The sequence below is a fragment of the Streptomyces luteoverticillatus genome (assembly GCF_003970715.1).
Lineage (GTDB): Bacteria > Actinomycetota > Actinomycetes > Streptomycetales > Streptomycetaceae > Streptomyces > Streptomyces abikoensis.
In genome coordinates, this window is the sequence record NZ_CP034587.1 from 6,290,034 (window position 1) to 6,314,330 (window position 24,297).

The 24,297-nt window shown below is 73.9% G+C and carries 22 protein-coding genes and 1 pseudogene; 9 read left to right on the top strand and 14 right to left on the bottom strand.

Going from position 1 to position 24,297, the window contains the following annotated elements; genetic code table 11:
• Window positions 1–51 precede the first annotated feature (51 nt).
• On the top strand, window positions 52–801 hold the full coding sequence (locus tag EKH77_RS27945; RefSeq protein ID WP_126917036.1) for an AzlC family ABC transporter permease: 750 nt from the start codon (window positions 52–54) through the stop codon (window positions 799–801).
• Window positions 794–1,123, top strand: a complete 330-nt coding sequence (locus EKH77_RS27950) for a branched-chain amino acid transporter permease (RefSeq protein ID WP_126917037.1) — start codon at window positions 794–796, stop codon at window positions 1,121–1,123. The genes EKH77_RS27945 and EKH77_RS27950 overlap by 8 nt, the downstream gene beginning before the upstream one ends.
• Before the next feature lie 98 nt (window positions 1,124–1,221).
• Here EKH77_RS27950 and EKH77_RS27955 read toward each other — a convergent pair whose 3' ends face one another.
• From EKH77_RS27955 to EKH77_RS27975, 5 genes are read right to left on the bottom strand one after another with little or no spacing between them, the layout of a single operon-like run.
• Entirely contained in the window at window positions 1,222–2,058 is an 837-nt protein-coding gene (locus EKH77_RS27955) for an SCO6745 family protein (RefSeq protein WP_126917038.1), read from the bottom strand.
• Between the two features lie 22 nt (window positions 2,059–2,080).
• Entirely contained in the window at window positions 2,081–3,139 is a 1,059-nt protein-coding gene (locus tag EKH77_RS27960) for an NAD(P)H-dependent flavin oxidoreductase (RefSeq protein WP_126917039.1), read from the bottom strand.
• A 34-nt stretch (window positions 3,140–3,173) separates the two neighbouring features.
• On the bottom strand, window positions 3,174–3,926 hold the full coding sequence (locus EKH77_RS27965) for a CoA-transferase subunit beta (protein ID WP_126917040.1): 753 nt from the start codon (window positions 3,924–3,926) through the stop codon (window positions 3,174–3,176).
• Window positions 3,923–4,804 carry a CoA transferase subunit A gene (locus EKH77_RS27970; protein WP_126917041.1) on the bottom strand — a complete coding sequence of 294 codons (882 nt, stop codon included), beginning with the start codon at window positions 4,802–4,804 and terminating at the stop codon, window positions 3,923–3,925. Before EKH77_RS27970 ends, EKH77_RS27965 begins: the two co-directional genes overlap by 4 nt.
• Window positions 4,801–5,574 carry an enoyl-CoA hydratase family protein gene (locus EKH77_RS27975; RefSeq protein WP_126917042.1) on the bottom strand — a complete coding sequence of 258 codons (774 nt, stop codon included), beginning with the start codon at window positions 5,572–5,574 and terminating at the stop codon, window positions 4,801–4,803. The genes EKH77_RS27970 and EKH77_RS27975 overlap by 4 nt, the downstream gene beginning before the upstream one ends.
• 82 nt (window positions 5,575–5,656) lie before the next feature.
• Here EKH77_RS27975 and EKH77_RS27980 point away from each other — a divergent pair, with 82 nt between their 5' ends.
• The 3 genes from EKH77_RS27980 to EKH77_RS27990 all read left to right on the top strand — a co-directional run bounded on the left by EKH77_RS27980 (window position 5,657) and on the right by EKH77_RS27990 (window position 7,936).
• Window positions 5,657–6,460, top strand: a complete 804-nt coding sequence (locus tag EKH77_RS27980; RefSeq protein ID WP_126917043.1) for an SDR family oxidoreductase — start codon at window positions 5,657–5,659, stop codon at window positions 6,458–6,460.
• Window positions 6,457–7,386: an SDR family oxidoreductase gene (locus EKH77_RS27985; protein WP_126917044.1), complete on the top strand. Its 930-nt coding sequence runs from the start codon at window positions 6,457–6,459 to the stop codon at window positions 7,384–7,386. Before EKH77_RS27980 ends, EKH77_RS27985 begins: the two co-directional genes overlap by 4 nt.
• 82 nt (window positions 7,387–7,468) lie before the next feature.
• Window positions 7,469–7,936, top strand: coding sequence for a flavodoxin family protein (locus tag EKH77_RS27990; RefSeq protein ID WP_126917045.1), 468 nt, complete (start codon window positions 7,469–7,471; stop codon window positions 7,934–7,936).
• On the opposite strand, the gene EKH77_RS27995 is transcribed toward EKH77_RS27990, so the two are convergent.
• From EKH77_RS27995 to EKH77_RS28030, 8 genes are all read right to left on the bottom strand, one after another.
• Complete coding sequence (locus tag EKH77_RS27995) at window positions 7,937–8,797, bottom strand: ABC transporter permease (RefSeq protein ID WP_126917046.1); 861 nt, start codon at window positions 8,795–8,797, stop codon at window positions 7,937–7,939.
• Window positions 8,794–11,496 (bottom strand): alpha/beta fold hydrolase, encoded by a 2,703-nt coding sequence (locus EKH77_RS28000; protein ID WP_126917047.1) that lies wholly within the window; start codon window positions 11,494–11,496, stop codon window positions 8,794–8,796. Before EKH77_RS28000 ends, EKH77_RS27995 begins: the two co-directional genes overlap by 4 nt.
• Before the next feature lie 43 nt (window positions 11,497–11,539).
• On the bottom strand, window positions 11,540–12,079 hold the full coding sequence (locus EKH77_RS28005; protein WP_126917048.1) for a DUF1697 domain-containing protein: 540 nt from the start codon (window positions 12,077–12,079) through the stop codon (window positions 11,540–11,542).
• Between the two features lie 97 nt (window positions 12,080–12,176).
• Window positions 12,177–12,827: an ABC transporter ATP-binding protein gene (locus EKH77_RS28010; protein ID WP_126917049.1), complete on the bottom strand. Its 651-nt coding sequence runs from the start codon at window positions 12,825–12,827 to the stop codon at window positions 12,177–12,179.
• Window positions 12,820–13,737, bottom strand: coding sequence for an ABC transporter ATP-binding protein (locus tag EKH77_RS28015; protein WP_126918340.1), 918 nt, complete (start codon window positions 13,735–13,737; stop codon window positions 12,820–12,822). Before EKH77_RS28015 ends, EKH77_RS28010 begins: the two co-directional genes overlap by 8 nt.
• Window positions 13,738–13,778: 41 nt before the next feature.
• Window positions 13,779–14,621 (bottom strand): ABC transporter permease, encoded by an 843-nt coding sequence (locus EKH77_RS28020; RefSeq protein WP_126917050.1) that lies wholly within the window; start codon window positions 14,619–14,621, stop codon window positions 13,779–13,781.
• Complete coding sequence (locus tag EKH77_RS28025; RefSeq protein ID WP_126918341.1) at window positions 14,614–15,579, bottom strand: ABC transporter permease; 966 nt, start codon at window positions 15,577–15,579, stop codon at window positions 14,614–14,616. The genes EKH77_RS28020 and EKH77_RS28025 overlap by 8 nt, the downstream gene beginning before the upstream one ends.
• A 26-nt stretch (window positions 15,580–15,605) precedes the next feature.
• Complete coding sequence (locus EKH77_RS28030) at window positions 15,606–17,201, bottom strand: ABC transporter substrate-binding protein (protein ID WP_126917051.1); 1,596 nt, start codon at window positions 17,199–17,201, stop codon at window positions 15,606–15,608.
• A gap of 210 nt (window positions 17,202–17,411) precedes the next feature.
• Here EKH77_RS28030 and EKH77_RS28035 point away from each other — a divergent pair, with 210 nt between their 5' ends.
• Entirely contained in the window at window positions 17,412–17,885 is a 474-nt protein-coding gene (locus tag EKH77_RS28035; protein ID WP_126917052.1) for a hypothetical protein, read from the top strand.
• A gap of 68 nt (window positions 17,886–17,953) precedes the next feature.
• Here EKH77_RS28035 and EKH77_RS28040 read toward each other — a convergent pair whose 3' ends face one another.
• Window positions 17,954–22,006, bottom strand: a complete 4,053-nt coding sequence (locus tag EKH77_RS28040) for a helix-turn-helix domain-containing protein (RefSeq protein WP_126917053.1) — start codon at window positions 22,004–22,006, stop codon at window positions 17,954–17,956.
• Between the two features lie 90 nt (window positions 22,007–22,096).
• Here EKH77_RS28040 and EKH77_RS28045 point away from each other — a divergent pair, with 90 nt between their 5' ends.
• From EKH77_RS28045 to EKH77_RS28055, 3 genes and pseudogenes are all read left to right on the top strand, one after another.
• The gene (locus EKH77_RS28045; RefSeq protein ID WP_240667572.1) at window positions 22,097–23,680 is read left to right on the top strand and encodes an AbfB domain-containing protein; all 1,584 of its coding nucleotides are present in this window, start codon (window positions 22,097–22,099) and stop codon (window positions 23,678–23,680) included.
• A gap of 71 nt (window positions 23,681–23,751) precedes the next feature.
• Window positions 23,752–24,036, top strand: a pseudogene (locus EKH77_RS34845) (RICIN domain-containing protein); the annotation flags it as partial.
• Window positions 24,037–24,077: 41 nt separating this feature from the next.
• On the top strand, window positions 24,078–24,290 hold the full coding sequence (locus tag EKH77_RS28055; RefSeq protein WP_164737887.1) for an RICIN domain-containing protein: 213 nt from the start codon (window positions 24,078–24,080) through the stop codon (window positions 24,288–24,290).
• The last annotated feature ends 7 nt before the right edge of the window (window positions 24,291–24,297 follow it).

Here is a 24,297-nt window from a genome sequence, read left to right on the forward strand (position 1 = left end):
GGAGGAATGATCGGAAACCAAATTACGCGGTCAAAAACCTAAAATTGCCGCATGAACGCCCCGTCAGACGTGGCCATCGGCTTCGAGCGCCAAGACGTCACCGCACCCCCTCCCACCAGGTCCGACTTCCGGTCGGCCCTCGGGGACTCCAGCTCCGTGGGCCTGGCCCTGTTCCCGCTGGGCATAGCCCTCGGCGTGCTCGTCGTCCACGCGGGGCTGCAGTGGTGGTGGGCGACCGCGATCACCGCCTTCGTGTACGCGGGCTCGCTGGAGTTCCTCCTCGTCGGCCTGATCGCCGCGGCGACGCCGCTGGCCCAGGTCGCGCTCACGGCGTTCCTGGTCAACTTCCGGCACGTCTTCTACGCCCTGTCCTTCCCGCTGCACCGGGTCAGGAGCCGCGCCGGCAAGGTCTACAGCACCTACACGCTGACCGACGAGGCCTACGCCCTGACCACGGGGGAGTCGGCGCACAGCTGGAGCGGCCGGCGGATCGTCTGGCTCCAGGCGCTGTGCCAGGTCTACTGGGTCGTCGGCGCCACCCTCGGCGCGCTCTTCGGCGCGCTGGTTCCGGCGGAACTGACCGGCCTGGACTTCGCGTTGACCGCCCTGTTCGTCGTCCTGGCCGTCGACGCCTACCTCGCCAAGCGCGACATCCCCACGCCCGCCCTCGCCCTGGTGTGCGCGCTGGTCGCCCGGTTCGTCCTGCCGGGGCAGATGCTGCTGGCCGCGCTGGGGCTGTTCACCGCCGGGCTCCTGGCCCGCCGCGCGTTCGCGCCGCGAGGGGAGACGGCCCGTGCCTGACAACGCGACGTACGTAGCCGCCGCCATCGGCATATCCGCCGCCGTCACCTGGGCGCTCCGCTGCCTGCCCTTCGCCGCGCTCGCACCCCTGCGGGCGAGCGACACCCTGCGCTACCTCAGCGTGCACATGCCGGTCGGCGTGATGGTGATCCTCACCGTCTACACCCTCCGCGACGTCTCCCTCACGACCGCCCCACCCGTCGCCCTGGCCCTCGCGGCCACCCTCGGCCTCCACCTCTGGCGCCGCAACGCGGTCCTGAGCGTGCTGGGCGGCACGGCGATCCATGTGGCCTTGGCGAGCGCGGTGTTCAGCCACGGCTGAGCCGGACGGGCTGTATTCAGCCCGTCCGGCGTTTGAGGACCCGGGGGTCCGGGGGGCGGAGCCCCTCGGGAAACGGTGAAAGGGCGGGACCGGGGCCACTACTCCTTGCCCGGCAACCCGATCGGGTTCGGGAACCGCAGCGCGGAGGCGCACGCCTGCGCCAATGGCACGAGCAGGGCGCGTAGTTCGTCGACCTTGCGCCCGTCCCAAACCCGTCCCGCCGCCAGATCCGTCCCCTCCTCCACAACCGCCAAAAGAGCCCGCCCCTCCCGCGTAGCCACCCCGTCCGCTCCGAGCAGCCCCCTCCCCACCAGCCGCGCCCCCGCCGCCTCCCACTCCTCGTCCGTCCAGCCCCGGTAGGGCTGGAGCTCCGAGCGCGGCACGTCGATGCCCGACCGCAGCACCAGCGCCTCGCAGCCGTCGAGCCCGGCGGCGACGAGGGCCGCCACATGGCCGTCGCCCCGGTGCTCGCGCAGCAGCGTCGCCGCGTGCCACAGGCGTTCCAACGGGTCGTCGGGCCAGGCCAGCGCGGCGTGCGCCGCGAAAAGCACCCGACCGCCGGGGTCGAGCCCGCGCGCGGCCTCGGCGAGCAGTTCGCCCGCCCGGGCGGCCTCCTTCTCGCGGCCCGCCAGCAGTCGTTCCAGCGCGGCCCGCGCTCCCGCACGCCGGATCTCCAGGGCCCGCGCAGGCGGAGTGATGTCCCAAACCGATGGCAGCGCCCGGGCGACCGTCCCCGGCGCGAAGCCGAAGAACGCCGCCGTGACCGGCTCCGGGCCCACCGGCCCGAGCGGTGCCGCCCGTCCGGCGAAGTAGCCGCGCCGCCAGCCCCGCAGCCCCGCCTCCTCGAAGGCGGTCAGCGCCTCCGGGGCGAAGTAGACGACGGCGTGGACGGGTTCGTACAGCTCCCACAGCGTGCGGGCTGCCGTGTCGTTCATCGCCCGGACCTCCGATCCGCTCCTACGCTTCCGGCACATGCCGGCCCAATCCTCGCAGCACCCCCTCCGTCTCCGCCATGATCCGTTCGATCAGCGCCGCGCAGGACGGCAGGTCCTCGATGACCCCCGCCACCTGCCCGGCGGCCATCACCCCCAGATCCGTCCGGCCGTCGACCATCGCCGCCTTCAGCAGCATCGGCGTGTTCGCGGCCAGCAGCACCCGCCCCCAGCCGAGTTCCCCGCCGTGCCGCAGGGCCCGCCCGTCGCGGAGCATCCGTCCCCACGTCAGCCCCGACAGCGCCCGGAACGCCGCCGCGTGCCGCAGCGCTCGTACGAGCGTGGCGGTGCGGCCCGCGCGCTCCAGCGCGGTGACGAAGGGGGTGCGCAGCATGCGGTGGGGCAGGCCGTCGACGCGGTCGGTGACGGTGACGTCCTTGACGGACGCGGCGAGGTACGCGGCCTTCACGGGCGCCGGGACCGTGCTGTCGGAGGTGAGCAGGAAGCGGGTGCCCATGGCGATGCCCGCCGCCCCGTAGGCGAGGGCGGCGACCAGGCCCCGGCCGTCGTGGAAGCCGCCCGCCGCGACGACCGGGACGCCGACCGCGTCGACGACCTGCGGCAGCAGCACCGACGTCGCGACCTCGCCCGTGTGGCCGCCGCCCTCACCGCCCTGCACGATCACCGCGTCCGCGCCCCAGGCGGCGACCTTCTCGGCGTGCCGACGGGCGCCGACGGAGGGGATGACGACCACGCCGGCGTCCTTGAGGCGGGCGATCAGCTCCCGCGAGGGGGCCAGCGCGAACGACGCCACCCGCACCCCCTCCGCGATCAGGATCGCGGCGCGTTCGGCGGCGTCGCCCGCGTCCGCGCGCAGGTTGACGCCGAAGGGCCGGTCGGTACGGGACCTCACCTCCCGGACGGCGGCCCGCAGCCGCTCCGGGGTCATGGTGGCCGCGCCCAGGATGCCGAGGCCCCCGGCGGCGGCGACGGCCGTCACCAGCCGGGGGCCCGCCACCCAGCCCATGCCGGTCTGCACGACGGGGTGCCGGACGCCCACGAGCTCGGTGAGGGCCGTCCTCACGACCGCACCGTCCTCACGTCCACCCGCACCGTCCTCACGTCCGCACCTCGCGGTCGCGGAGGCCGTCCGGGTCGACGACCTCGCGGATCAGCCGCAGTTCGGCCGCCGTCGGCGGCCGGGTGCGCGGCACGTCCGACGGCACGTCGAGGGGGAAGCCGGTGGCCGCCCGCACCTCCTCGGCCGTGACGCCGGGGTGCAGCGAGCGGACCCGTAGCGTGCGGTCCGGCGTCTCGAAGTCCAGCACCGCGAGATCGGTGACGACGCGCCGGAGGCCGTGGAAGCGCGTCGCGGCGGGCCCGGCGGCGGCCGCCCGGTCGTAGCCGACGCCGCAGACCATGTCGACGCGCTCGACCAGGACCCGGGGGGAGTGCCGGGGGATCCAGTAACTGACCGGGTGGTTGAGGGAGTTGACGGGCGCGCCGCGCACGCCCAGCAGCTGCCGGTCGGGGCGGCGCGCGTCGCCGATGCGGCTGATGTTCTGGTTGCCGTACCGGTCGAGCTGGCTCGCGCCCATCATCACGTGCCGTCTGCCTTTGGTGACCAGTGCCAGGTGGCGGCGGAACGGCAGCCAGCCCTCGACCACCCGGGCCGGGCGGCCCAGCGCCGGCACGTCGGCGATCAGCATCGCCTCGCCGTCCGTCAGCAGCAGCTCCGGGGCGAACGTCAGCCGCGCCAGCCTCGCCCCGATCGTGGGGACCGTGCCCATCGGGCTCGCCAGGATCTCCCCGTCGCCGCGCCAGGCTTCCGCGCAGGCCACGACGCAGATCTCGGCCCTGCTGACGTTCATGAGGCCTCCCGCCTGCGTGTCGCCCTGCGTGTCGCCGCGACCGCCGCCCGGTACTCGTCCTCGTCGCCGGACAGGAAGCGCGCGACGAACTCCCGCCAGGCCGCCGGGTCGGCCGCCGCTCGCGCGTACGCCGCCTGGAACGCCTCGTCGCGGTCGTAGTCCGGCGCGCACGAGGTGAAGTGCGCGCCGCCCGGCGCCTCGACGACCCCGGTGACGCAGTGCCGCTGGACGAGCAGCGTCTGCGGCCCGCCCTCGTCCGTGAACTCCTCGGTGGTGACGAGCCGTTCGCAGGAGACGTACGCTTCCTTGGCCGCCTCGCAGAACAGGTCGTCGAAGTACGGGTCCGGGCCCAGGTACTGGGCGTTGCCGCGCGCGTCCGCGCGGTTGAGGTGGACCAGCGCCGCGTCGAGGGTCAGCGCGGGAACGGCGACCAGCTCCTCCCCGTCCTCGTACGGCGAGACCACCGTCCGCAGGCCCGGGCCCGCCGTCATGACGTCCGAGCCGAGCCCGGCCCGCACGGGCAGGAACGGCAGCCGGTGCGCGGCGGCCGTCAGGCCCCACATGACCATCGACTCGTCGAGCTCCACCAGCTCCAGCCCGCCACGCTGCCGGGCCGCGCGGAAGTGAGGTTCGAGGGGGATCGAGTCGAGGGAGACGAAGGCCGTCACCAGCTTGCGGATCCGGCCCGCGGCCGCCAGCAGGCCGACGTCCGGGCCGCCGTAGGAGACGACGGTCAGATCGGTCAGCCCGGCCCGCAGCACGGCCCGGACCAGCGCCATCGGCTTGCGGCGCGACCCCCAGCCGCCGATGCCGATCGTCATGCCGTCCGCCAGCCGGGCCACGGCCTCGTCGGCGGTCATCCTCTTGTCGGCCGTCATATCCCCTCCCTCCCCGGGCCCGGCCGGCCGGCGGTGAAGGCGGCGCGGTACCGGTCGCCGACGCCGCCGAGGGCGGCCTCGAAGGTGAAGCCCTGCTCGTAGCGGTAGCCCCGCCGGACGTCGACGGGGTCGATGCCGTTGAGCGCGGCCTTGGCCATGCGCAGCAGCACGCCGTCCTTCGCCGCGATCTCCCGCGCCAGCTCCAGTGCCGCCCCGGCGAGCCCCGGCCGGGGCGTGACGCGCCAGACCGAACCGTGCCGGTGGAGCTCGGCGGCCGTGACGGTGCGCGAGGTGTAGAAGAGCGTGCGCATCAGGTGCTGGGGTACGAGACGGGAGAGGTGGGTGGCGGCGCCCAGCGCGCCCCGGTCGAGCTCGGGCAGCCCGAACACCGCGTCGTCGGAGGCGACGACCGCGTCGGCGTTGCCCACGAGACCGACGCCGCCGCCCAGGCAGTGGCCGTGCACGGCGGCGACGACCGGGACGGGGCAGTCGTAGACGGCGGAAAAGGCTTCGGCGCAGGCGTGGTTGACGTCGACGAGGGCCCGGTGGCCCGGCGTGCCGCCGCCGCTCAGCTCCTTGAGGTCCACGCCGGCGTTGAAGCCCCGTCCGGCGGCGGTGAGCAGGACGCAGCGGGTGTCCGGGTCGGCGCCGGCCGTGCGGACCGCGTCCGCCAGCGCGTACCAGCCGCGGACGGGCAGGGCGTTGACGGGAGGGACGTCCACGGTGACGACGGCGATGCCCGGTTCGGGGCGTGCGGTGGAGATGCCCATCGGCTACCTTTCCACCAAACGTTTGTTAGGTACCGGTCCGTTGTCGACGGTAGCAGCGGACCGTTCGCCGGGGGAGGCGTGGATGAGCGGAACTCCCGGGCCGGAGCCGGACGGCCGCCGGGTCGTTCTCGTCACCGGCGGCACCCGGGGCGTGGGCGCGGGCATCGCGCGGGCCTTTCTGCGCACCGGCGCGCACGTCGTGGTGTGCGCCCGTCGCCCACCCGGGGAGCCGGTCACGGCGGCGGGGCGGACGGCCCGCTTCCACAGCGCGGATCTGAGGGAACCAGCGGCTGTCGAGGAGGTTTTCGCCTGGCTCGCCGCCGAGTACGGCCGGCTCGACGTCCTCGTCAACAACGCCGGCGGCACGCCCCACCGGCCCCTGGACTCGGCGGACGCCGCCCGGCACGTCCGCGTCCTGGAGCTCAACCTCCTCGTGCCGCTCGCCGTCTCGCTCGCCGCCCGGCCGCTGCTGCGGGCGCGGCCCGGCCCGGCGGCCGCGGCGATCGTGATGATCGGCAGCGTCAGCGGCACCCGACCCTCGCCCGGCACCGCCGCCTACGGCGCGGCCAAGGCGGGGCTCGCGAACCTGGCCCGCACGATGGCCGTGGAGTGGGCCCCGGACATCCGGGTCAACACCCTCGTCCTCGGCATGGTCGGCACCCCGGCCGCGCGGGCGCATTACGGCGGCGAGGCGGGCCTGGCCGCCGTCGGCCGGACCGTACCGGCCGGGCGGCTCGCCGAGCCCGACGAGATCGGCGAGGCCGCCGTCTTCCTTGCCTCGGACCGGGCCGCCTACATCACCGGGGCCGCCCTGCTCGTCCACGGCGGGGGCGAGGCCCCCGCCTTCCTCGCCGCGGCACAGGCCGCACAGGGAGGAACGGCATGACCGGAATCCACGCGGGACGGGTCGCCGTCGTCACCGGCGCCGGGCGCGGCCTCGGCCGCGCCCACGCGCTGGCGCTCGCCGCCGAGGGCGCCCGGGTCGTCGTCAACGACCTGGGCGCGGGGCCCGCCGGGCAGGGCGCCTCGGCGGACCCCGCCCGGCTCGTCGCCGAGGAGATCCGCGCCCGGGGCGGCGAAGCCGTCGCCCACGGCGGCGACATCGCCACCGACGAGGGCGCTCGCTCGCTCGTCGCCACCGCCCTGGAGACGTACGGACGCCTCGACGCGCTCGTCAACAACGCGGGGTTTCTGCGGGACCGCATGCTCGTCAACCTCGGCGAGGACGACTGGGACGCCGTCGTCCGCGTCCACCTCAAGGGCCACTTCCTGCCCCTGCGCCACGCCGCCGCCCACTGGCGGGCGCGGGCGAAGGCGGGGAGCGTGCCGGAGGCGCGCGTCGTCAACACCACGTCCGGCGCGGGGCTGCTGGGCAGTGTCGGCCAGGCCAACTACGCCGCCGCCAAGGCCGGCGTCGTCGCCCTCACCCTCGTGGCCGCCGCCGAACTGGCCCGCTATGGCGTCCAGGTCAACGCCGTCGCCCCGGCGGCCCGCACCCGGATGACCGAGCGGGTCTTCGCGGAGGCGATGGCCGCGCCGGAGGACGGCGGGTTCGACGCGATGGCCCCGGCCAACGTCTCGCCGCTGGTGGTCTGGCTGGCGTCGGCGGACGCGACCGGCGTCACCGGCCGGGTCTTCGAGGCGGAGGCCGGCCGCATCACGGTCATGGAGGGCTGGCACCCGGGCCCCACGGCCGACAAACGCGACCGCTGGACACCGGGAGAAGCGGGAACGGCGGTACGGGAGCTGCTGGCAGGGGCGCGGACGGAAGGGCCGGTGTACGGGGCGGAGGAGCCCGGGCAAGGGCTGTGATCGCCGCCACAGCCCGTTCCTGTCACGCCCGTCGCCCGGGCGGTGTCCTCACGGTACGAGCCACAGCGAAAGGAGCGACATCATGAAGGCCGTCATCGTGTGCACCTCCGTCTCCCACGGCAACACCAAGAGGATCGCCGACGTCATGGGCGAGGTCCTGGAGGCCCGGGTCGTCGAGCCCGAACAGATCGACGCGGCCGAGCTCGCCGCCTACGACCTGGTGGGATTCGGCTCGGGCATCTACACGCAGAACATCCACCCGCGGCTGCGCCGGTTCGCCGAGTCGCTGCCGGAGGGCCGGTACCGCAAGGCGTTCGTCTTCACCACCAGCGGACTGCCCGAGCCGCCCTTCCGGCCCCACACCCGCTCCCTCGCACGGCTCCTGGAGCGGAAGGGCTTCGACGTGAACGACACCTTCCAGTGCCGCGGGTACGACACCTGGCTGCCGTTCAAGCTCGTCGGCGGGATCAGGAAGGGACGGCCCGACGCCACCGATCTCCAGGCGGCGCGGGCGTTCGCCGAGGGGCTGCGGGCCAGGACTCTGGCCTGATCAGGACACCACGTCCTTCCCCCGGAAGTGCCGGAACGCCAGCGCGAAGAACACCACCGCGTACGCGACCGACACCGCCGTGCCCTTGACCATCCCGCCGTACTCCGGGCGCGGCTGGAGGGCGTCGGCCCACGCGTACTGCCAGTGGGCCGGCAGCAGGTCCCGCCAGTCGCCCAGCGCCGTGACGGCGTCGAGGACGTTGCCGACGATCGTCAGGCCCATCGCGCCGCCCACCGCGCCCAGCGGCGCGTCCGTGACCGTCGACAGCCAGAACGCCAGCGCCGCCGTGACCAGCTGGCCGACGAAGACGAAGGCCACGCAGAGGGCCAGCCGGCCCGTCGCCGTGCCCGCGTCCAGGGAGCCTCCGGTGGGGATCCGCAACGGCCCCCAGCCGTAGGCGGCCGTGCCCGCCGCGAGCGCCACCAGCGGCAGCAGCACCATCGCCGCCGCGCTGAAGGCCAGCGCCACGGCCAGCTTGGCCCACAGCAGCCGGGCGCGCGGCACGGGCGCGGCCAGCAGGTACCGCAGCGACGACCAGCTCGCCTCCGAGGCCACCGCGTCACCGCAGAACAGCGCCACCGGCACCACCAGCAGGAAGCCCGCCGAGACGAACAGCGCGGTGGCGGCGAAGTTCGCGCCGGAGGCGGTGGCCGTGTCCATCAGGGTCACCCGCCCGTCGCGGCCCTGGCGGTCGCCGCCGATCGCGAAGGCCGCGATCAGGACGAACGGCAGCACCGCGAGCACGGCGCCCATCACCAGTGTGCGGCGCCGCCGCAGTTGCCGCGCCGCCTCCACGCGCAGCGGAAGGGTGCGGCCGGCCCGGTAGCCGGGCGCGGATTCGACAGCCGTGGTGCCGCTCACGCGGAGCCTCCGATCAGGGTCAGGAACGCGTCCTCCAGGCGCCGGTGCGGGCCCACGCTCGTCACGGGCACTTCCAGCCGGACCAGTTCCACCAGCAGTTCCGGCACGGTCGCGCCGTCGAGCCGCACCAGCAGCCCCTCGTCGGCCCGCACGGCCGACGCCACGCCGGGCAGGGCGGCCACCTTGTCCACCGTCACCTCCGACGGCGTGCCCTCGACGCCGACCAGCAGGGTGTCGCCCGAGCCGACGATGTCCGCGACCGGGCCCGCGCCGACCAGCCGGCCCCGGTCCATGACGACCAGATGGGTGCAGGACTGCTCGACCTCGGCCAGGAGATGGCTGGAGACGATCACCGTGCGGCCGGCCGCCGCGTAACGGATCATCACCTCGCGCATCTCCCGGATCTGCGGCGGGTCCAGCCCGTTGGCCGGCTCGTCGAGGATCAGCAGGTCCGGCAGGCCCAGCATGGCCTGGGCGATCGCGAGGCGCTGCCGCATGCCCTGCGAGTAGGTGCGCACGGCCCGGTCCAGCGCGGAGCCCAGCCCCGCGATCTCCAGGGCCTCCTCCAAGTGCGCGTCCTCGGCGGGACGGCCGGTGGCCCGCCAGTACAGGTCCAGGTTGGCCCGCCCGGACAGGTGCGGCAGGAAGCCCGCGCCCTCGACGAACGCGCCGACCCGCGACAGCACGGGCGAGCCCGGCCGGATCGCGTGCCCGAAGACCCGGATCTCCCCGGCGTCGGGCCGGATGAGGCCCATGAGCATCCGCAGCGTCGTGGTCTTGCCCGCGCCGTTGGGCCCCAGCAGCCCCACCACCTGTCCGCGTTCGACCTGGAACGACAGGTCGCGCACGGCGTACCGGTCCGCCGACTTGGCGTACCGCTTGCTCAGCCCGGCGATCCGCAGCGGCACGTCGGCCAGCTCCGGGTCGGGCGCGGGGGCGGTGGTGCGGCGCCGCCCGGTGAGCAGCAGGGCCGCCGCGACGAGCACGCCGCCAGCCGGCAGCCCCCATGTCCACCACGGCAGGCCGGCCGAGCCGGTCCGCACGCCGGGGGCGGTCGGGACGCTCAGCCCGCCGCCCGCGAGGGAGACGGTGTAGGTGGCGGGGTGCGTGGGGGAGGCGTAGCCGAGGTCGGTGGCGGAGAGCACGAGCCGCATCCGGTGCCCGGCCTCGAAGGTGTGGTCGATCGCGGGCAGGCGCAGCTCGACCGTTCTGCCGTCCTTCGCGTCCTCGACACGCACCGGGGCGACGAGCTGTCCGGGCAACTGCTGCTGGCCGCCGGGGCCGACGTCGTAGACCTTGGCGAAGAGGACGGCCTCGCCGGTGTCGGAGGCGACCTTCACCTTCGCGGTGGGCGTGCCGGTGACGCGGACGCCCTCGGCCAGCGGGGCGGAGTCGAAACGGGCGTACTGGCCGGGGAAGTCCAGAGACACCCCGAGGCCGAGGCCCGACAGCTGGGAGAGCCCGCCCCCGACGCCGGGCACGGCGGAGACGGCCGGCGGAGCGGCGCCCGCCGGGTTGGCGAACGACCGCGTGCCACCGGTCAGCGGCACGGTCCGCGTGTCGGACCGCAGCCCGGGGTAGCGGGTGCCGGTCGCCGCGCGCAGCCGCGCCCTGCCGTCGGTGGTGTCGATGCCGCCGGTGCGGCTGACGCGGAAGGCGGGTCCGGTGCCCGTGGACTCGTCGTCCTTGAGGTAGCGGTCGAACCACGCGCGCGTGCGCTGCTCGATCCGGTCCTGCTCGGCCGCGACGCCGGTGTCGTGCCCGCCGGCGATCCAGTCGACGGCCACGGGCGCGCCGTTGCGGCGGATGGCGGCGGCAGCGGCGTCGGACTGGTCGAGGGGGAAGAGGGAGTCGTTCTGCCCCTGGACGATGAGCGCGGGGACCTTGACGCGGTCCGCGACGGCGGAAGGACTGCGGCGCTCCAGCAGTTTCCGCGCGTCCGCGTCGGGCTTCCCGGCGACGGCCACCCGCTCGTACATCTCGCACAGGCTCCGCTCGAACCGGCCGCAGCCGGAGGGGCCGGGGGTGCCCTTGCCGGCCGAGGCCGAGCCGGTGGTCGAGCCGGTGGTGAAGAAGATCCCGGCCCAGAGCTTCTTGAAGACGTCGCCGGGGAAGAGGGAATCGGCGAGGTTCCAGTAGGTGATCTGCGGGGCGATGGCGTCGACGCGCTTGTCGTACCCGGCGGCGAGCAACGCGATCGCACCGCCGTACGAGCCGCCCGCGATGCCGACGCGCGGGTCCCCGGCCGCGTCGAGGCGGACCTCGGGGCGCCGGGCGAGCCAGTCGATCAGCCGGCTGACGTCGGCGACCTCACGGTCCGGGTCGTTGAGGCCGATCCGCCCGGTGGAGTGCCCGAAACCCCGCGCGGACCACGTCAGCACGGCGTAGCCGGAACGGGCCAGCTCCTCCGCCTCGGGCCGCAGGTCGTTCTTGCTGCCGCCGAAGCCGTGCGCGAGCAGCACCGCCGGGCGGCGCTCGTCGGCGGGGCCGGACGTGAAGAAGGACGTGTCGATCCGGACGGTGTCCTTGCCCCCGCCCGGGCCCTCGGGCATGACGATCGACCGGTCCTCGCGGCGCACGGGAGGATCGCCGCCGGTGGCCGAGGCGACCGTCCAGGTGCCGGCACCACCGAGCACGACGACCGCGGCGACGGCGGCGAACAGCCGCCGCCCGCGCGGACGGGGGAGACGCAGCTTCATGTTCGAATGCTAAGCGGAGCCGGTGTCCGGCTGAGCGCGGCGGTCACTCCCCGGCCATGTCCGCCAGCCTCGTCACGGTGTTCCAGTTGCGCCCGGTGCCGGCTGTGCCCAGCCGCCGCTCGGTGAGCACCTTCGCCAGCCGGGAGTCCCGGATGCCGTTCGCGCAGTGGAGATACACCTCGCGCTCACCCAGCGCGAACGCCTCGGGCGCGTACGCCGCCGGGTCGAGATCCGCGACGGTGGCCGGGTCGGCCGGGCCGGCGAGGAAGGTCACCACAAACCGCGAGGGGTCGACCTCCTGCCCGGCGAACGGATTGGCGTCGACGACACGGCGTATCTCACCCGCCTCGCGCACGAGACAGGTCACGGAGAACCCCAGCTCCCGTTCGATGGCCTCCTCCAGCCGCGCGGCCAGTGTCCCCTCGTCGGCCCCGGCGTGGGTGAAGACGGCGTTGCCGCTGTTGAGATGGGTACGGACGGCCTCGCACCCCATGCCGGCCAGCAGCTCCCGCAGGGTCTGCATGGGGACACGCTTCTTGCCGCCGACGTTGATACCGCGCAGCAGCGCCACATACGTTGTCATTGCGTCACCCTAATCACGGGGACCATATTCAGCCCGTCCGGCGTTTGAGGACCGGGGGTCCGGGGGCGGAGCCCCCGGGAAACGGCGAAGGGGCGGGTCAGGGGCTCCCCCACCGCACTGTCCGGTCGCACCACCGCTCCAGCAAGACCGCGTCGTGCCCAACGGCCAGCAGCCCCGCCCCGCTCTCCCGGCGGTACTCCTCGACCACGCCCACCAACGCCGCCGTCGTCGACGCGTCCAGCATCGCCGTCATCTCGTCACAGATCAGCCACCGCGGCCGCGCCACCAGCGCCCGCGCCACGCACGCCCGCTGGAGCTGCCCGTCGCTCACCTCGTGCGGGCGGCGCGCCAGGAGCTCGGCCGACAGGCCGACGACCGGCGCCAGCCCGTCCACCCGGGCGGCGGCCTCGGCGCGGCGGCCCGTCGCCCGCAGCGGCTCGGCGATCAGGTCGCGGAGCCGCAGCCGGGGGTCGGCCGACTGCCGGGGCTGCTGGAAGACGACCCCGAACGCGGTGCGCTGCTCGCGCGGCGCGCGGTGCCGCCAGCCACGGGCGGGCTCGCCGTCGATGACGACGGTCCCCGCGTCCGGCCGGTGCAGCAGCGCGGCCACGCGCGCCAGCGTGGACTTGCCGCAGCCGCTGGGCCCGAGCAGCCCCACGGCCTCGCCGTCGCCGATGGTCAGCGACACATCGCGGACGACCGGTTCGCGCCGGTCGTACCCGGCGGTGATGCCGCGCAGCTCAAGCACGGGGGGCCTCCTCGGCGGCCGGGCGGTGCGGATGGTGGCAGGCCACCCCGCCGACGAGCGCCGGCACGGCCTCGCAAGCCGACGCCTTCACGGCGCAGCGCGCCGCGAAGGCGCAGCCCGAGGGCAGCGCCCCCAGCTCCGGCGGCATGCCTGGAATAGGGGTGAACGCCCGTTCCGGCAGCGCGTCCAGCAGCCCCCGCGCATACGGGTGCCGGGGCCCGGCGGCGCCGAAGAACACGGCCGCGTCCGCGATCTCGACGACGCGGCCCGCGTACATCACGGCGACGCGGTCGGCGATCCGCTCGGCCGCCGCCAGGTCATGCGTGATCATCAGCAGCGCGTGGCCCGCGTCCGCGTGGCGGCGCAGCTCGTCGGCCGTGCGGTCGACGAGCTCGCGGTCCAGGCCGGTCGTCGGCTCGTCGGCCAGCAGCAACGGCGCGTCGCCGACGAGCGCGAGCGCGGTGGCCGCGCGCTGCGCCAGGCCGCCGGAGAGCTGGTGGGGATAGCGGTCGAGGTGACCGGCCGGGAACGCCGCCCGCGCGGCGGCCGCCTCCACGGCCTCCGCCAGCGCGGCCCCTCGGGCGCCGGTCAGCTCCCGGACCGTCTCCGCCAGTTGCGCGCGCACGGTCCGGACGGGCGTGAGGTGCGCGGCCGGACTCTGCGGCACGAGCCCGATACGGCGGCCCCGGACGGTACGGGCCAGCGTCCGCTCGTCGGCGGAGAGCAGCTCCAGGCCGTCGCCGAGGCGCGCCTCCCCGGATGTCTCGGCGTTGCCGGGCAGCAGCCCGAGCAGCGCCGAGGCCAGGACGGACTTGCCGCAGCCGCTCTCGCCGACGAGGGCGAGGCACTCCCCGGCGGCCAGCTCGAACGAGACGTCGCCGACGGCGGCGACATGCCTGCCGCCGGGCATTCGGAACCGTACGGACAGTTCACGGACGGAAAGGACCGTCGTCACAGCGTCAGCTCCGATCGGTGCCGGGGGTTGAGCCGCGCCCGCCACGCGCCGGCCAGGCCCGCGAGGGCGAGGGTGGGGACGATGATGAACAGGCCGGGGAAGAGCGTGGGCCACCAGTCGCCCGCGAGCAGCGAACCCCGCGCGCTGTTGACCATGTTGCCCAGGCTCGCCCGGTGCGTGGGAAGCCCCAGGCCCAGGAAGGACAGCGCCGACTCGTGCCAGATCGCGTGCGGCACCATCAGGACCGCCGCGAGCCCCGCCTGCGGCAGCACCGCCGGCAGCAGGTGCCGCACTGTCACGCGCCAGCGTGACGCGCCACCGGAGACGGCCGCGTCGATGTACGGCCGGGAGCGCAGCGACAGCACCTCGGCCCGCACCACGCGCGCCGTCGACAGCCAGTGGGTGACCGCCACCGAGGCGACCACCGGCCAGATCCCGGGCCGGAACAGGGCGACGACGAAGATGCCGAGCAGCAGGTGCGGCACGGCCGAGAAGAGGTCGACGAGCCGCATCAGCAGCCGGTCCGGCCAGCCGCCGAACGCGCCCGCGAGCGCCCCGGCCGCCGTGCCCACGACGGTCGCGACGAGCGCTGCCACCACACCCACGAGCAGGGAGACGCGCAGCCCGTACACACAGCGCAGCAGCAGGTCGCGGCCGACCTCGTCGGTGCCGAAGGGGTGCGCCGCGCCCGGCGGGAGCAGCTTCGCGCCGAGGTCGACGGCCTGCTCGTCCAGCGGCACGGCGAGCGGTACGACGAGCACGGCGAGGACGACGGCGGCCATGACACCGGCCGAGACCCGCAGGGCCCACGTGCGGCTGACCATCGTGCGGCTACCCATCGAAACCTATCCTCGGATCGACCAGCCCGTACAACAGGTCGGCCAGCAGATTGCCCACCAGCACGGCCGCCGTGGCGAGCACGGTCAGGGCGGCGAGCAGCGGGAAGTCGACCTTGGTGGCCGCCTCGACCGTCGCCGAGGCGATGCCCGGCCAGCTGAACACGGTCTCCACCAGCAGCGCGCCGGTGATGAGCTCGGGCACGCGGGAGCCGATCAGGGTGAGGACGGGCAGCAGCCCGGACCGCAGGGCGTGGCCGAGGAGGACCGTCCGCTCGCGCAGACCACGGGCGCGGGCGCCGCGCACGGGGTCCTCCGCCAGCGCGTCCCCCACGCCCTGACGTACGTACAGCACGAACCACGGCAGCTGGGTGGCGGCGAGGACGGCCGCCGGGAGCACGAGGTGCGAGGCGACCTGGCCGGCCGTGGCGACGTCGGTGCCGGTGTCGGTGAGACCGCCGGCCGGGAGGACGCCCAGCTCGACGGAGAAGAACCAGACGGCGAGCAGCCCCACCCAGAACGGCGGGGCCGCCTCCAGCGTGTAGGCGAGCGCGGTGACCGCCCGGTCGAGCCATCCGCCGCGCCGCCGGGCGGCGAGAACGCCCAAAACCGTCCCCACGGTCACGGCCACGGCGAAGGCGACACCGCACAACAGCACGGACCACCCGACACGCTCGCCGATGACGTGCGAAACGGGCTGGCGCAACGCCGCCGACTCGCCGAGGTCACCGGTGAGCGCGGCGCCCAGCCAGTCCCACCAGCGGGTGACGAACGGCTCGTCGGCGCCGAGGTTGGCGCGGAGTTGGTCCAGGACGTCCCGCCCGGCGCCGAGCCCGGCGGAGCCGGCGTAGGCCTTGGCCGGGTCGAAGGGCGAGGCGGCTGCGAGGGCGAAGACCCCGAAGGTCACGACGGCGAGCAGGGGGACGGCGGCCAGCAGCCGCCGCCCCGCCATGCGGGCCATCGGCCCCCAGGGGAGGGACCGGTGTGTCACTTCTCCGGCTGCCAGTCCTCGACGTTCCACCACGGGCCGGCGCCGAGGCCGTGGTCGTGCGGCTCGACCTGGGTGGTGAGGCCCTTCCGGCCGCCGTTCATCACGTAGAGGTGGTCGACGTGGGTGAGGAAGACATAGCCGGGGTTGTCGGCGAGACCTCGCTGCACCGCGTCGTACGCCGCCTTGCGGGCGGCCTTGTCACCGCCGCGCCGGCCCTCCTCCAGGGCCTTGTCGACGGCGGGGTCGCCGTAGGCGGCCATGTTGTTGAAGCCGTCGAGGGCGAGGGAGGAGTGCAGCAGGTTGTAGAGGTCGAAGTCGGGGTCGGCGGGGTTGCCGCCGCCGGCGAGGACGGCGTCCTCCTTCATCCGCGGCTCGATGACCTCCCAGGTGCCGCTCTGCACCTTGACGTCGACACCGGCCTTCTTGGCGTCGGAGGCGAAGGCCAGGGCGTGCTCCTCGCGGAGCTTGTCACCGGCGGGGAACCAGAGGGTGAACGCGGCGCGCTGCCCGTCCTTCTCCCGGACGCCGTCGCCGCCGGCCCGCCAGCCCGCGTCGTCCAGCAGCTTCTTCGCCTTCTCCAGGTCGTGCGGCCGCTCGGTGCCCTTCGCGAACCACTCGCTGTCCGTGGGCACGGGCCCGTAGCCGGCCCGGCCCGCGCCCTCCAGCAGCTTGTCGACCATGGCGTCGCGGTCGACGGCGAGGTCGAGGGCGCGGCGCACGGCGAGATCGCCGGTGACCTTGTTCGCGGTCGGCAGGGTCACCCCGCGGAAGTCGGTGGTCCGGGCGGTGAGGGTGGTTCTGGACTTGTCGCCCTTGAAGCCCTTGACGAGGTTCGGCGGCAGGATCGCGCCGTCGAGGTCGCCGGAGCGCAGCCGGGTGGCGCGCACGTCGTCGTCCTTGATGATCGCCATGGTGAGCTTCTTGACCTTCGGCTCGCCGCCCCAGTAGGCGGGGTTGGCCTTGAAGGTCAGCTTCTCGCCCTTGCTCCAGCCGGTGAGGACGTACGGCCCGGTGCCGATGGGCGCGGTGTTGAACGAGCCGGTGTTGACGTCCTGTCCCTTGGCCGCGTGCTCCGGCACGATCGGCAGGACGGTCCGCTCGGCGAAGGGCGCGTAGGGGTACTTGAGCGCGAAGACGACGGTGTCGTCACCGGCGGCCGTGACCTTGTCGATCGCGGCGAGCTCGCCCTTGGCGGCGTTGTTCGTCTTCTCGTCGAGGATGGTCCGGTAGGTGAAGACCACGTCCTCGGCGGAGAACGGCTTGCCGTCGCTGAACGTCACGCCCTTGCGGAGCTTGTACGTGTACGTCCGCCCGTCGTCGGTGACCTTCGGCAGCTCGGCGGCCAGGGCCGGCTCCAGCTTCATCGCGGAGTCGCGGCGGAGCAGCCCGTCGAAGATCTTCGAGTTGCCGTCCTTGCCGTAGCCGAGGAGCGGGCTGAGCGTCTCCGGCTCGTTGGCGAGACCCACGACGAGCGAGTCCTTGCCCTTCCCGGCCTTGTCACCGCCGCCGGGCGTCGAACAGGCCGCCGCGCCTGCCGCGAGGATGCCGGCCATGGCCGTGGCGGCCACTCCCCGTATGGACCGGGCCGTCATGCCCACACCTCTAATCAAGATCTCTTGCTATTGCGAACAAAGTGCAATTAAACAGGAGGTCAAGGAGTGGCCATGACTTGGGGGTGTCCGGTTTCCTTCGCGAACGGTAAACAGGGCAACCCCTCGACGGCCGGTCGCGGCCGGGATGGACTCGGCCGTGCCGGTCCACGCCGGTTCCTTTCGGCCACGATGCTTTCGAGGAGCACGCCAGTGAAGCCCACCTCCCTTCGCGCCGCAGGGGTCGCCCTGCTGGTCTCGGCCGCCGGACTCGGCGCGGCGATTCCCGCGACAGCCGCCGGCGCCACCGCCACCGTCGCTGGAGGGCGTGCGCCGTTCGTGAGCGTCGACAAGATCTCCATCGGGCGGGGGAGCATTCCCTCGGTGCTGGTGTCCTTCGACTACGCCTGTACCTCGGCGACCGACCGCCTCGACATCACGCTCACCTCCTATCCGGCCCCTCCCGCCAACGCCACGTGGCTGAAGGCGACGAAGGCCAAGCGGGACCTGCGCTGTGACGGCGCGCGGCACACGGACTTCGTCGAGTGGACGCACAACACCGTCCGCCTGGACACCCCCGCGCGTGCCGCCCTGTCGCTCTACGACACCGGCGGCGAGCTCCAGGTGCCCATGGCGGAGAAGACCATGAAGCCGGGCCCGGGCACCCCGCCGATCCGCGTCAACTGACGGGACGGACGGGGACGGACGCACGGGCGGCCGGTCCGGCACGTGGGGAGCGGACCGGCCGCCCGGCGTCAGGGGCAGGGCGCCCCGGACGGCAGGTCGGTGAGGAGGCTGTGCCACTCCTGGGTGGTGCTGAGCGCGCAGACGCGGGACGCGACGTCGTCGGCGTCGAGTTCCCACAGCCGGCTCGTCCGGTCCAGGCTCGCCGTGGCCAGCGCGCGGCCGTCGGGCGGGAAGGCGAGGGAGACGACGGTGTCGTCGTGGCCCGTGAGGATGGCGGTGGTGCGGTTGCCGCCGGTGTCCCACAGCCGGACCGTGCGGTCGGCGGCGCCGCTGGCCAGGGTGCGGCCGTCGGGCGAGAACGCCAGGGCCTTGACGACGCCGGTGTGGCCGGTGAGGGTCCGGGTGCGGCGACGCGTGGCGGTGTCCCACAGGCGTACGTCCCCGTCGGACCCGGCCGTGGCGAGGACGCGGCCGTCCGGGCTGAACGCCACGGCCCACGTGGTGGCCGACTGCCCGGGAAGGACCGCGACGACGCGACGGGAGGCCACCTCCACGAGCCGCACCCAGCCGTTGGCGTTGCCCTTGGCCAGGGTGCGGCCGTCGGGGCTGAAGGCCAGGGTGACCGTTTCGTCGGTGTCGCCACAGGCGATGACGTCCGAGCTCCACGACGTGGTGTTCCACAGCCGGGTCGTACGGTCGTCGCCCGCCGTGGCGAGGTAACGGCCGTCGGGGCTGAACGCGAGGGCGAGAACGGCACGCGTGTGACCCGTGAGGGTGGCTACCGTGCGCCGGGAGGCCACGTTCCACAGCCGTACGGCCCCGTCCGCGCCCGCGCCGGCCAGCGTCCGGCCGTCGGGTGAGAAGACCAGCCCGGTGACGGCCTCGGCGGGCCCGGCGAGGGTGGTGACCAGCCGGCGGTCGCCGGCGGACCACAGGCTCACCACACCGTTGGCGTCACCGACGGCGAGCGTCCGGCCGTCCGGGGAGAAGGCCACCTGGCGGGGCGTCCGGCGCGCGCCGAGCGGCGTCGTCATCCGGCCCGCCGTCACGTCCCAGATGCCGGCGCCGGGCGCTTCGCCGGAGGTGCCCGCGGCCGGGCCCGGCCCGGGCGGGTCGAGCGACACGGTGGCGAGCGTCCGGCCGTCGGGGCTGACGTGCAGTCCGTTGACGGGCAGTTCGCTGGTCAGGGTCGTGGTCGTCTCGTGGGTGGTGGTGTCCCAGAGCCGGATGGTGCGGTCGTGGCTCGCGGTGGCGAGGGTGCGGCCGTCGGGGAGGAACGCGGCCCGGGCGACTGTCCCCGTGTGGCCGGTGAGCGTGGCGAGCGGGCGGCGGGACGCCACGTCCCACAGGCGCGCGGTGCGGTCCGCGCTCGCGGTGGCCAGCGTCCGGCCGTCGGGGGAGAAGGCCACGGACATCACCGAGTCGGTGTGCCCTTCGAGCGTCGCCGTCTCCTTCAGGGTGACGGTGTCCCACAGCTTGACCGTGTGGTCGTTGCCCGCGGAGGCCAGCGTCCGGCCGTCGGGGGAGAACGCGAGGTTCATCACCTGCTGCTCGTGCCCGGCCAGCTCGGCCGTCTGCCGGTAGGTGGCCGTGTCCCACAGCCGGATCGTGCGGTCGTGCCCGGCGGTGGCGAGAGTGCGCCCGTCCGGGGTGAAAGCCACGTCGAGGACGCCGCCCTGATGGCCCTTGAGAGTGCTGAGCAGTTTGCGCGTCGAGACGTCCCAAACCTTGGTGCTGCGGTCGTGGCTGGCGGAGGCGAGCGTCCGGCCGTCGGGCGAGAACGCGAGCGCGTTGACGCTGTGGGTGTGCCCCCGGAGCGTCGCCAGGACCTCCCCCGACGCGGCGTCCCAGAGCTTGACCGTGTGGTCGTCGCTGCCGGTGGCCGCGACGCGCCCATCAGGGGAGTAGGCGATGGTGTTGACGGTGCCCCGGTGGCCGCCGAGATCGTCGGCCCGATGCCGGGCGTAGGCACTCAGCAGGCTGCCGCGCGCCTCGACGGTGGGTGAGTGACGATAGGCCGTGAGCGCGGAGAGCATCGCCGCCTCGGGGGACTCCCGGACGAGCAGATCCGCCCGCGCCGCGGACTCGCGGGACAGGGCGAGCCGGTGGTTGCTCTTGGCCGACCGCCACTGCTGGAAGGCCAAGGTACCGGCGGTCAGGGCCAGGACGAGGAGCACGGAGAGAACCGACGCCAGAGTTCTCAGCCGCTTCACAGCGCGTTTCTTCGCCCGTCTCTTCGCGCCGTCGTGATGAACGCTGGCGTCCAGGAACACCCGCGTCGCCGAACCGAGCACCGTATGACGCCCCGGAGCGGCCGCCCACTCCCGCGCCGCCGCCAGCCGGCCGCCGCGGTAGAGCAGCCCGCTGTCCCGGCCCTCCGCCTCCCACTCGGCGGCCGTCTCCGCCAGACGCTGATGGATGTGGAGCCCCGCGCGATCGTCGTCGACCCAGCGGCGCAGCCGGGGCCATGCGGTCAGCAGCACCTCGTGAGTGAGTTCCACGCGGTCGGCGTCGTGGGTGAGCAGCCGGGCCCGGGTGAACACCTCCAGCACGGCGGCGGCGTCGGCTTTCCCGTTCGCTTCCCGTTCCGGATCCAGCAGATCGGCCCGGCGGGCGGGACGGCTGGTCTCCCGTTCCCCTTCCCCGGCGACGTTCACCAACTGGAGGAGGACGCGCCGGGCCACCTCCTGCTGAGGAGGGGTGAGGGACAGGTACGCGCGTTCCGCCGTGGACGCCACCGCGCCCGATATACCCCCGGTCAGCCGGTAGCCGGCCACGGTCAGGGCAGCGCCGTCGCGGTGCTGCCACGTGCACAGCAGGGCGTGGGACAGCAGAGGCAGCGCACCGGGGCGCGGGGCGCCACCGTTCGGCGCGAGTCCCGCGTCGCGCAGAAGGATCTCCACCAGCCCGGCCTCCACGGTCAGCCCGGACTGTCGCGCCGGGCCGGTGATGACGTCGCGGAGCTGCGCCTCGTTCATCGGCGCCAGGGCGACGTGGCCCCGCTGGAGGGAGAGCGCCAGGCCGGGGTGGGCGAGACAGCGGTGGTAGAAGTCCGCCCGTACGCCGAGGACGACCAGGGCGGGCGACCGGCCGTCGTCATGGGGCGCGCCGGTTGACAGCGCGAGGAGCGCGTTCACGAAGGCACCCCGCTCGTCCTCGTCCTGACAGAGCGTGAACGCCTCCTCGAACTGGTCGACCACGAGCACGAGGCCGCCCGGCCCTGACCTCACCTCCTGGACGAACTCGCCGAACGTCTCCGGGCCCTGCTCCCACGCGTCGGCCAGCGCTGCGGGGGCGGCGCCGCTCACGGCGGCCAGCTGAGCCAGCAGCGTCTCCAGGGGGCGCTCGCCAGGGGTGAGCACCACCGTCGGCCACGCGTGCGCGCCGCGCGCCGGCAGCGCGCCGCGTGCGAGCGCCGGCAGCAGACCCGCCCGCAGCAGCGAGGACTTGCCGGCCCCGGACGGCGCCACGACCATCAACGGCCCCCCGGCACCGTCCACGAGCCGCTCGGCCAGCCGCGCGACGAGATTGGCCACGGCCTCGTCCCGCCCGAAGAACCACTGCGCCTCGTCGGGCCCGAAGGACGACAACCCGCGGTACGGGCAGACGCCGGAGTCCTCCGACGCGGACTTCCGATCCGACGTGGCATCAGCCGCCCGCGCGAGCCGCTCCAGCGTCCCATCGGTGTCGAGCGCCCGGTCGCACGCCCGGGCCAGACCCAGCGTCAGCGGCTTCTCACCGTTCTCGACCCGGCTCAGATATCCCTTGCTGTAGAAGGCGAGCCGCGCGAGCTGTACGAGCGACACCCCCCGCTCCCGCCGCAGTCGGCGCAGCAGCTCACCGGGCGGGAGCGCCTCGGAAGCCCCGGCTTCGTCGACTCCATCGCGGCACGTCGCCCCATCCGTCACTGTCTTTGGCCTTTCCCGATGACCAGGGCCGTCGCACATCCGCCGGTGAGTGGACGCCTGTTGACATTCGGGAGGAATCATCTCATCAGGTGCCGAGTACGGAGACCCGAGGTATATGCGCAGCTCAGAGGCGGTTTCCCTGGTTGCCGGTCCGCTTGGGAAACCGGGGAACCCGTTGACCGGCCCCTCGCCCGGATCCGACTCTTCGGGCATGTGGGAACGAGATCCCGCACGGATCGATTCCCGCCCACACGGTCTTCGACGACCGGAATTCCCGAGCCGGAAAAGGTAGTGAAAAACAGAATGCTCAAGAGGCAGACCGACGCGGCACGCATGCGCAGGGCAGTGTCGCGCGGGATCGTGGCCGCCACCGCACTGGCCTCCGTCGTCGGCGTCGTCGCGCCGGGCACCGCCGTGGCGAAGCCCTCGGACGCGAAGGTGACCGCCGAGGGAGGGATCAGGACGACCGACACGCAGCGCGTCGACGCGGCGTCCGTCGTCCGCCTCGACCCCAGCCCGGACGTCCTGCTGCTCAGCGACTACGACTTCGTCCACGCGCTCTGGCAGAAGGCCAGGGACGCCGGCCAGAGCCTGGACGCGGTCCGGCTGGCCGCCGAGGACGCCATGGTCAGCGGCTCCGACGAGGAGCACGCGCGGTTCATCACGACCGGAATCCACGAGGCGTACGAGGCCGACAAGCAGCGGGAGAAGGACCGCTCCGACGCGGATCGCGCGGCCCGGCTCGCCAAGTCCCAGGCGCTGATAGCCGTGGGCATCCCGAGCAGCCCGGACCTGCTCGCGCTCGGCGACGACAATTTCATCCGCGCCGTCATGAAGCACGACGCCTCGGGCCCGGAGGTCAAGAAGGCGGCCGCCACGGCACTGGCGGGGGACGCCGCCGCGTGGCAGGAGTTCATCACCAACGGCATCCGTGAGGCCCACCGCGTCGACGTGGCGCAGGAACTCAAGGACCTCGAGGAGAAGAACCGCGAGGAGGCCGAGCGCCGCAGGGAGCTGGCCGCGCGCAAGAACACCGCCGCGCTCTTCGGCGTCACGCCGTCCGAGGCCATGCTCGCCCTCGGCGACGACAACTTCCTCCGCGAGCTGCTGCGCGGCGTCCCCGCCGACGCGCAGCGGACCGAGCTCTACACCACCGCCCAGAAGACGGTACTGAGCTCCGATCCGGCCGAGTGGAAGAAGTTCATCCACACCGGCGCCGAGCAGGCGTACAAACGCGACGACGAGGCCCGCCGCAAGAAGATCGCCGACGGCGACCGCCGGCTCGCCCTGCTGATCCAGACCAGGGCCGAGAAGACGGGCGTGAACCCCTACCTCGTGGCCTCGGCGAAGAAGGCGCTGGCCGGCAGCGACGCGGACGTCGCGCAGTTCCTCAAGGAGGACAGCCAGTACCGGGCGAAGCGCCAGTCCTTCCAGGCGGCCGCCGGCGATCTGTCGGGCTTCTACATCCGCCAGTCGAACGCGGACGGTGGGGAGGCGTTCATCGCTCCTGTCGGCGGTAAGAGCAAGCAGGCCGACCGCGAGGACGCCACCTGGGTCGTCGTCCCCGCGCTGGTCAACCAGGCCGGGTGCTACTCCTTCGAGTCCGCCCGCAAGCCCGGCTACTACCTGACGCAGAAGGACCGCCGGGTGCGGATGGGCGCCGACGACCGCGGCACCGCCTTCCGCAAGGACGCCACCTGGTGCGCCCGCAAGGCCCTGACCGGCTCCGGCACCTCCTTCGAGTCGGCGAGCCAGCCGGGGCGTTGGCTGCGGCAGTACCGGGGCGAGCTCTACGCGGCCGACAAGAGCGGCAAGAACCGCTACGACGCCGCCGAGGACTTCGCCCAGGACGCCACCTGGAAGATCTCGACGCCGCTGGCGCGCTGACGACGCCTGTTCGCTATTTCGCTTTTATCGCTCTATATCGCTCTATAGAAGACAGAACGGAACCCACCCCCATGACTCGGATCACCCGAGCCGCACTGGCCACCGCCGCCGGTATCGCCGCGCTGGCGGGCGTCGCGACGCCCGCGCAGGCCGCCCCCGCCACGCCGTCCGTCGCGCAACTCCAGCCCTCTCACAGCGGCCAGTGCCTGACCATCGCCGACGGCAGGCTGGGCAACGGCGCCAACGCCGTGCAGACGAAGTGCGCCGACGGCGCGGACAACCAGCTCTTCGACCTGGTCCCCGCCGGCGCGGGCACCTTCGAGGTGCGGGCCAAGCACAGCGGCAGGTGCCTCGAGGTCGAGAACAGCGGCACCAAGGCGGGCACGAACGTCCAGCAGTGGTGGTGCGTCTCGGCGACGCGCCGCAGCAGCGCTGGAAACTGCTCCTCGTCGACGTCGCCAAGGAGCTCTACGAGCTCCGGCCCACCCATGTCGAGGACCGCTGCCTGGACATCGCCGGCGGCAGCCTCAAGGAAGGCGCGAACGCCCAGCAGTGGGGCTGCAACGGCACCCCCGCACAGCGCTGGCGCGTCAAGCCGGTCGCGGCCTGACGGCCGC

Coding starts and splice junctions, on each gene's coding strand:
- EKH77_RS28015 (WP_126918340.1), bottom strand. CDS start 13,737: ATGCCCGGCGGCAGGCATGTCGCCGCCGTCGGCGACGTCTCGTTCGAG.
- EKH77_RS27945 (WP_126917036.1), top strand. CDS start 52: ATGAACGCCCCGTCAGACGTGGCCATCGGCTTCGAGCGCCAAGACGTC.
- EKH77_RS27955 (WP_126917038.1), bottom strand. CDS start 2,058: ATGAACGACACGGCAGCCCGCACGCTGTGGGAGCTGTACGAACCCGTC.
- EKH77_RS28040 (WP_126917053.1), bottom strand. CDS start 22,006: ATGCCCGAAGAGTCGGATCCGGGCGAGGGGCCGGTCAACGGGTTCCCC.
- EKH77_RS27975 (WP_126917042.1), bottom strand. CDS start 5,574: ATGGGCATCTCCACCGCACGCCCCGAACCGGGCATCGCCGTCGTCACC.
- EKH77_RS28045 (WP_240667572.1), top strand. CDS start 22,097: ATGCTCAAGAGGCAGACCGACGCGGCACGCATGCGCAGGGCAGTGTCG.
- EKH77_RS28025 (WP_126918341.1), bottom strand. CDS start 15,579: ATGGCCCGCATGGCGGGGCGGCGGCTGCTGGCCGCCGTCCCCCTGCTC.
- EKH77_RS28005 (WP_126917048.1), bottom strand. CDS start 12,079: ATGACAACGTATGTGGCGCTGCTGCGCGGTATCAACGTCGGCGGCAAG.
- EKH77_RS28020 (WP_126917050.1), bottom strand. CDS start 14,621: ATGGGTAGCCGCACGATGGTCAGCCGCACGTGGGCCCTGCGGGTCTCG.
- EKH77_RS28030 (WP_126917051.1), bottom strand. CDS start 17,201: ATGACGGCCCGGTCCATACGGGGAGTGGCCGCCACGGCCATGGCCGGC.
- EKH77_RS27970 (WP_126917041.1), bottom strand. CDS start 4,804: ATGACGGCCGACAAGAGGATGACCGCCGACGAGGCCGTGGCCCGGCTG.
- EKH77_RS28000 (WP_126917047.1), bottom strand. CDS start 11,496: ATGAAGCTGCGTCTCCCCCGTCCGCGCGGGCGGCGGCTGTTCGCCGCC.
- EKH77_RS27980 (WP_126917043.1), top strand. CDS start 5,657: ATGAGCGGAACTCCCGGGCCGGAGCCGGACGGCCGCCGGGTCGTTCTC.
- EKH77_RS27965 (WP_126917040.1), bottom strand. CDS start 3,926: ATGAACGTCAGCAGGGCCGAGATCTGCGTCGTGGCCTGCGCGGAAGCC.
- EKH77_RS27990 (WP_126917045.1), top strand. CDS start 7,469: ATGAAGGCCGTCATCGTGTGCACCTCCGTCTCCCACGGCAACACCAAG.
- EKH77_RS27985 (WP_126917044.1), top strand. CDS start 6,457: ATGACCGGAATCCACGCGGGACGGGTCGCCGTCGTCACCGGCGCCGGG.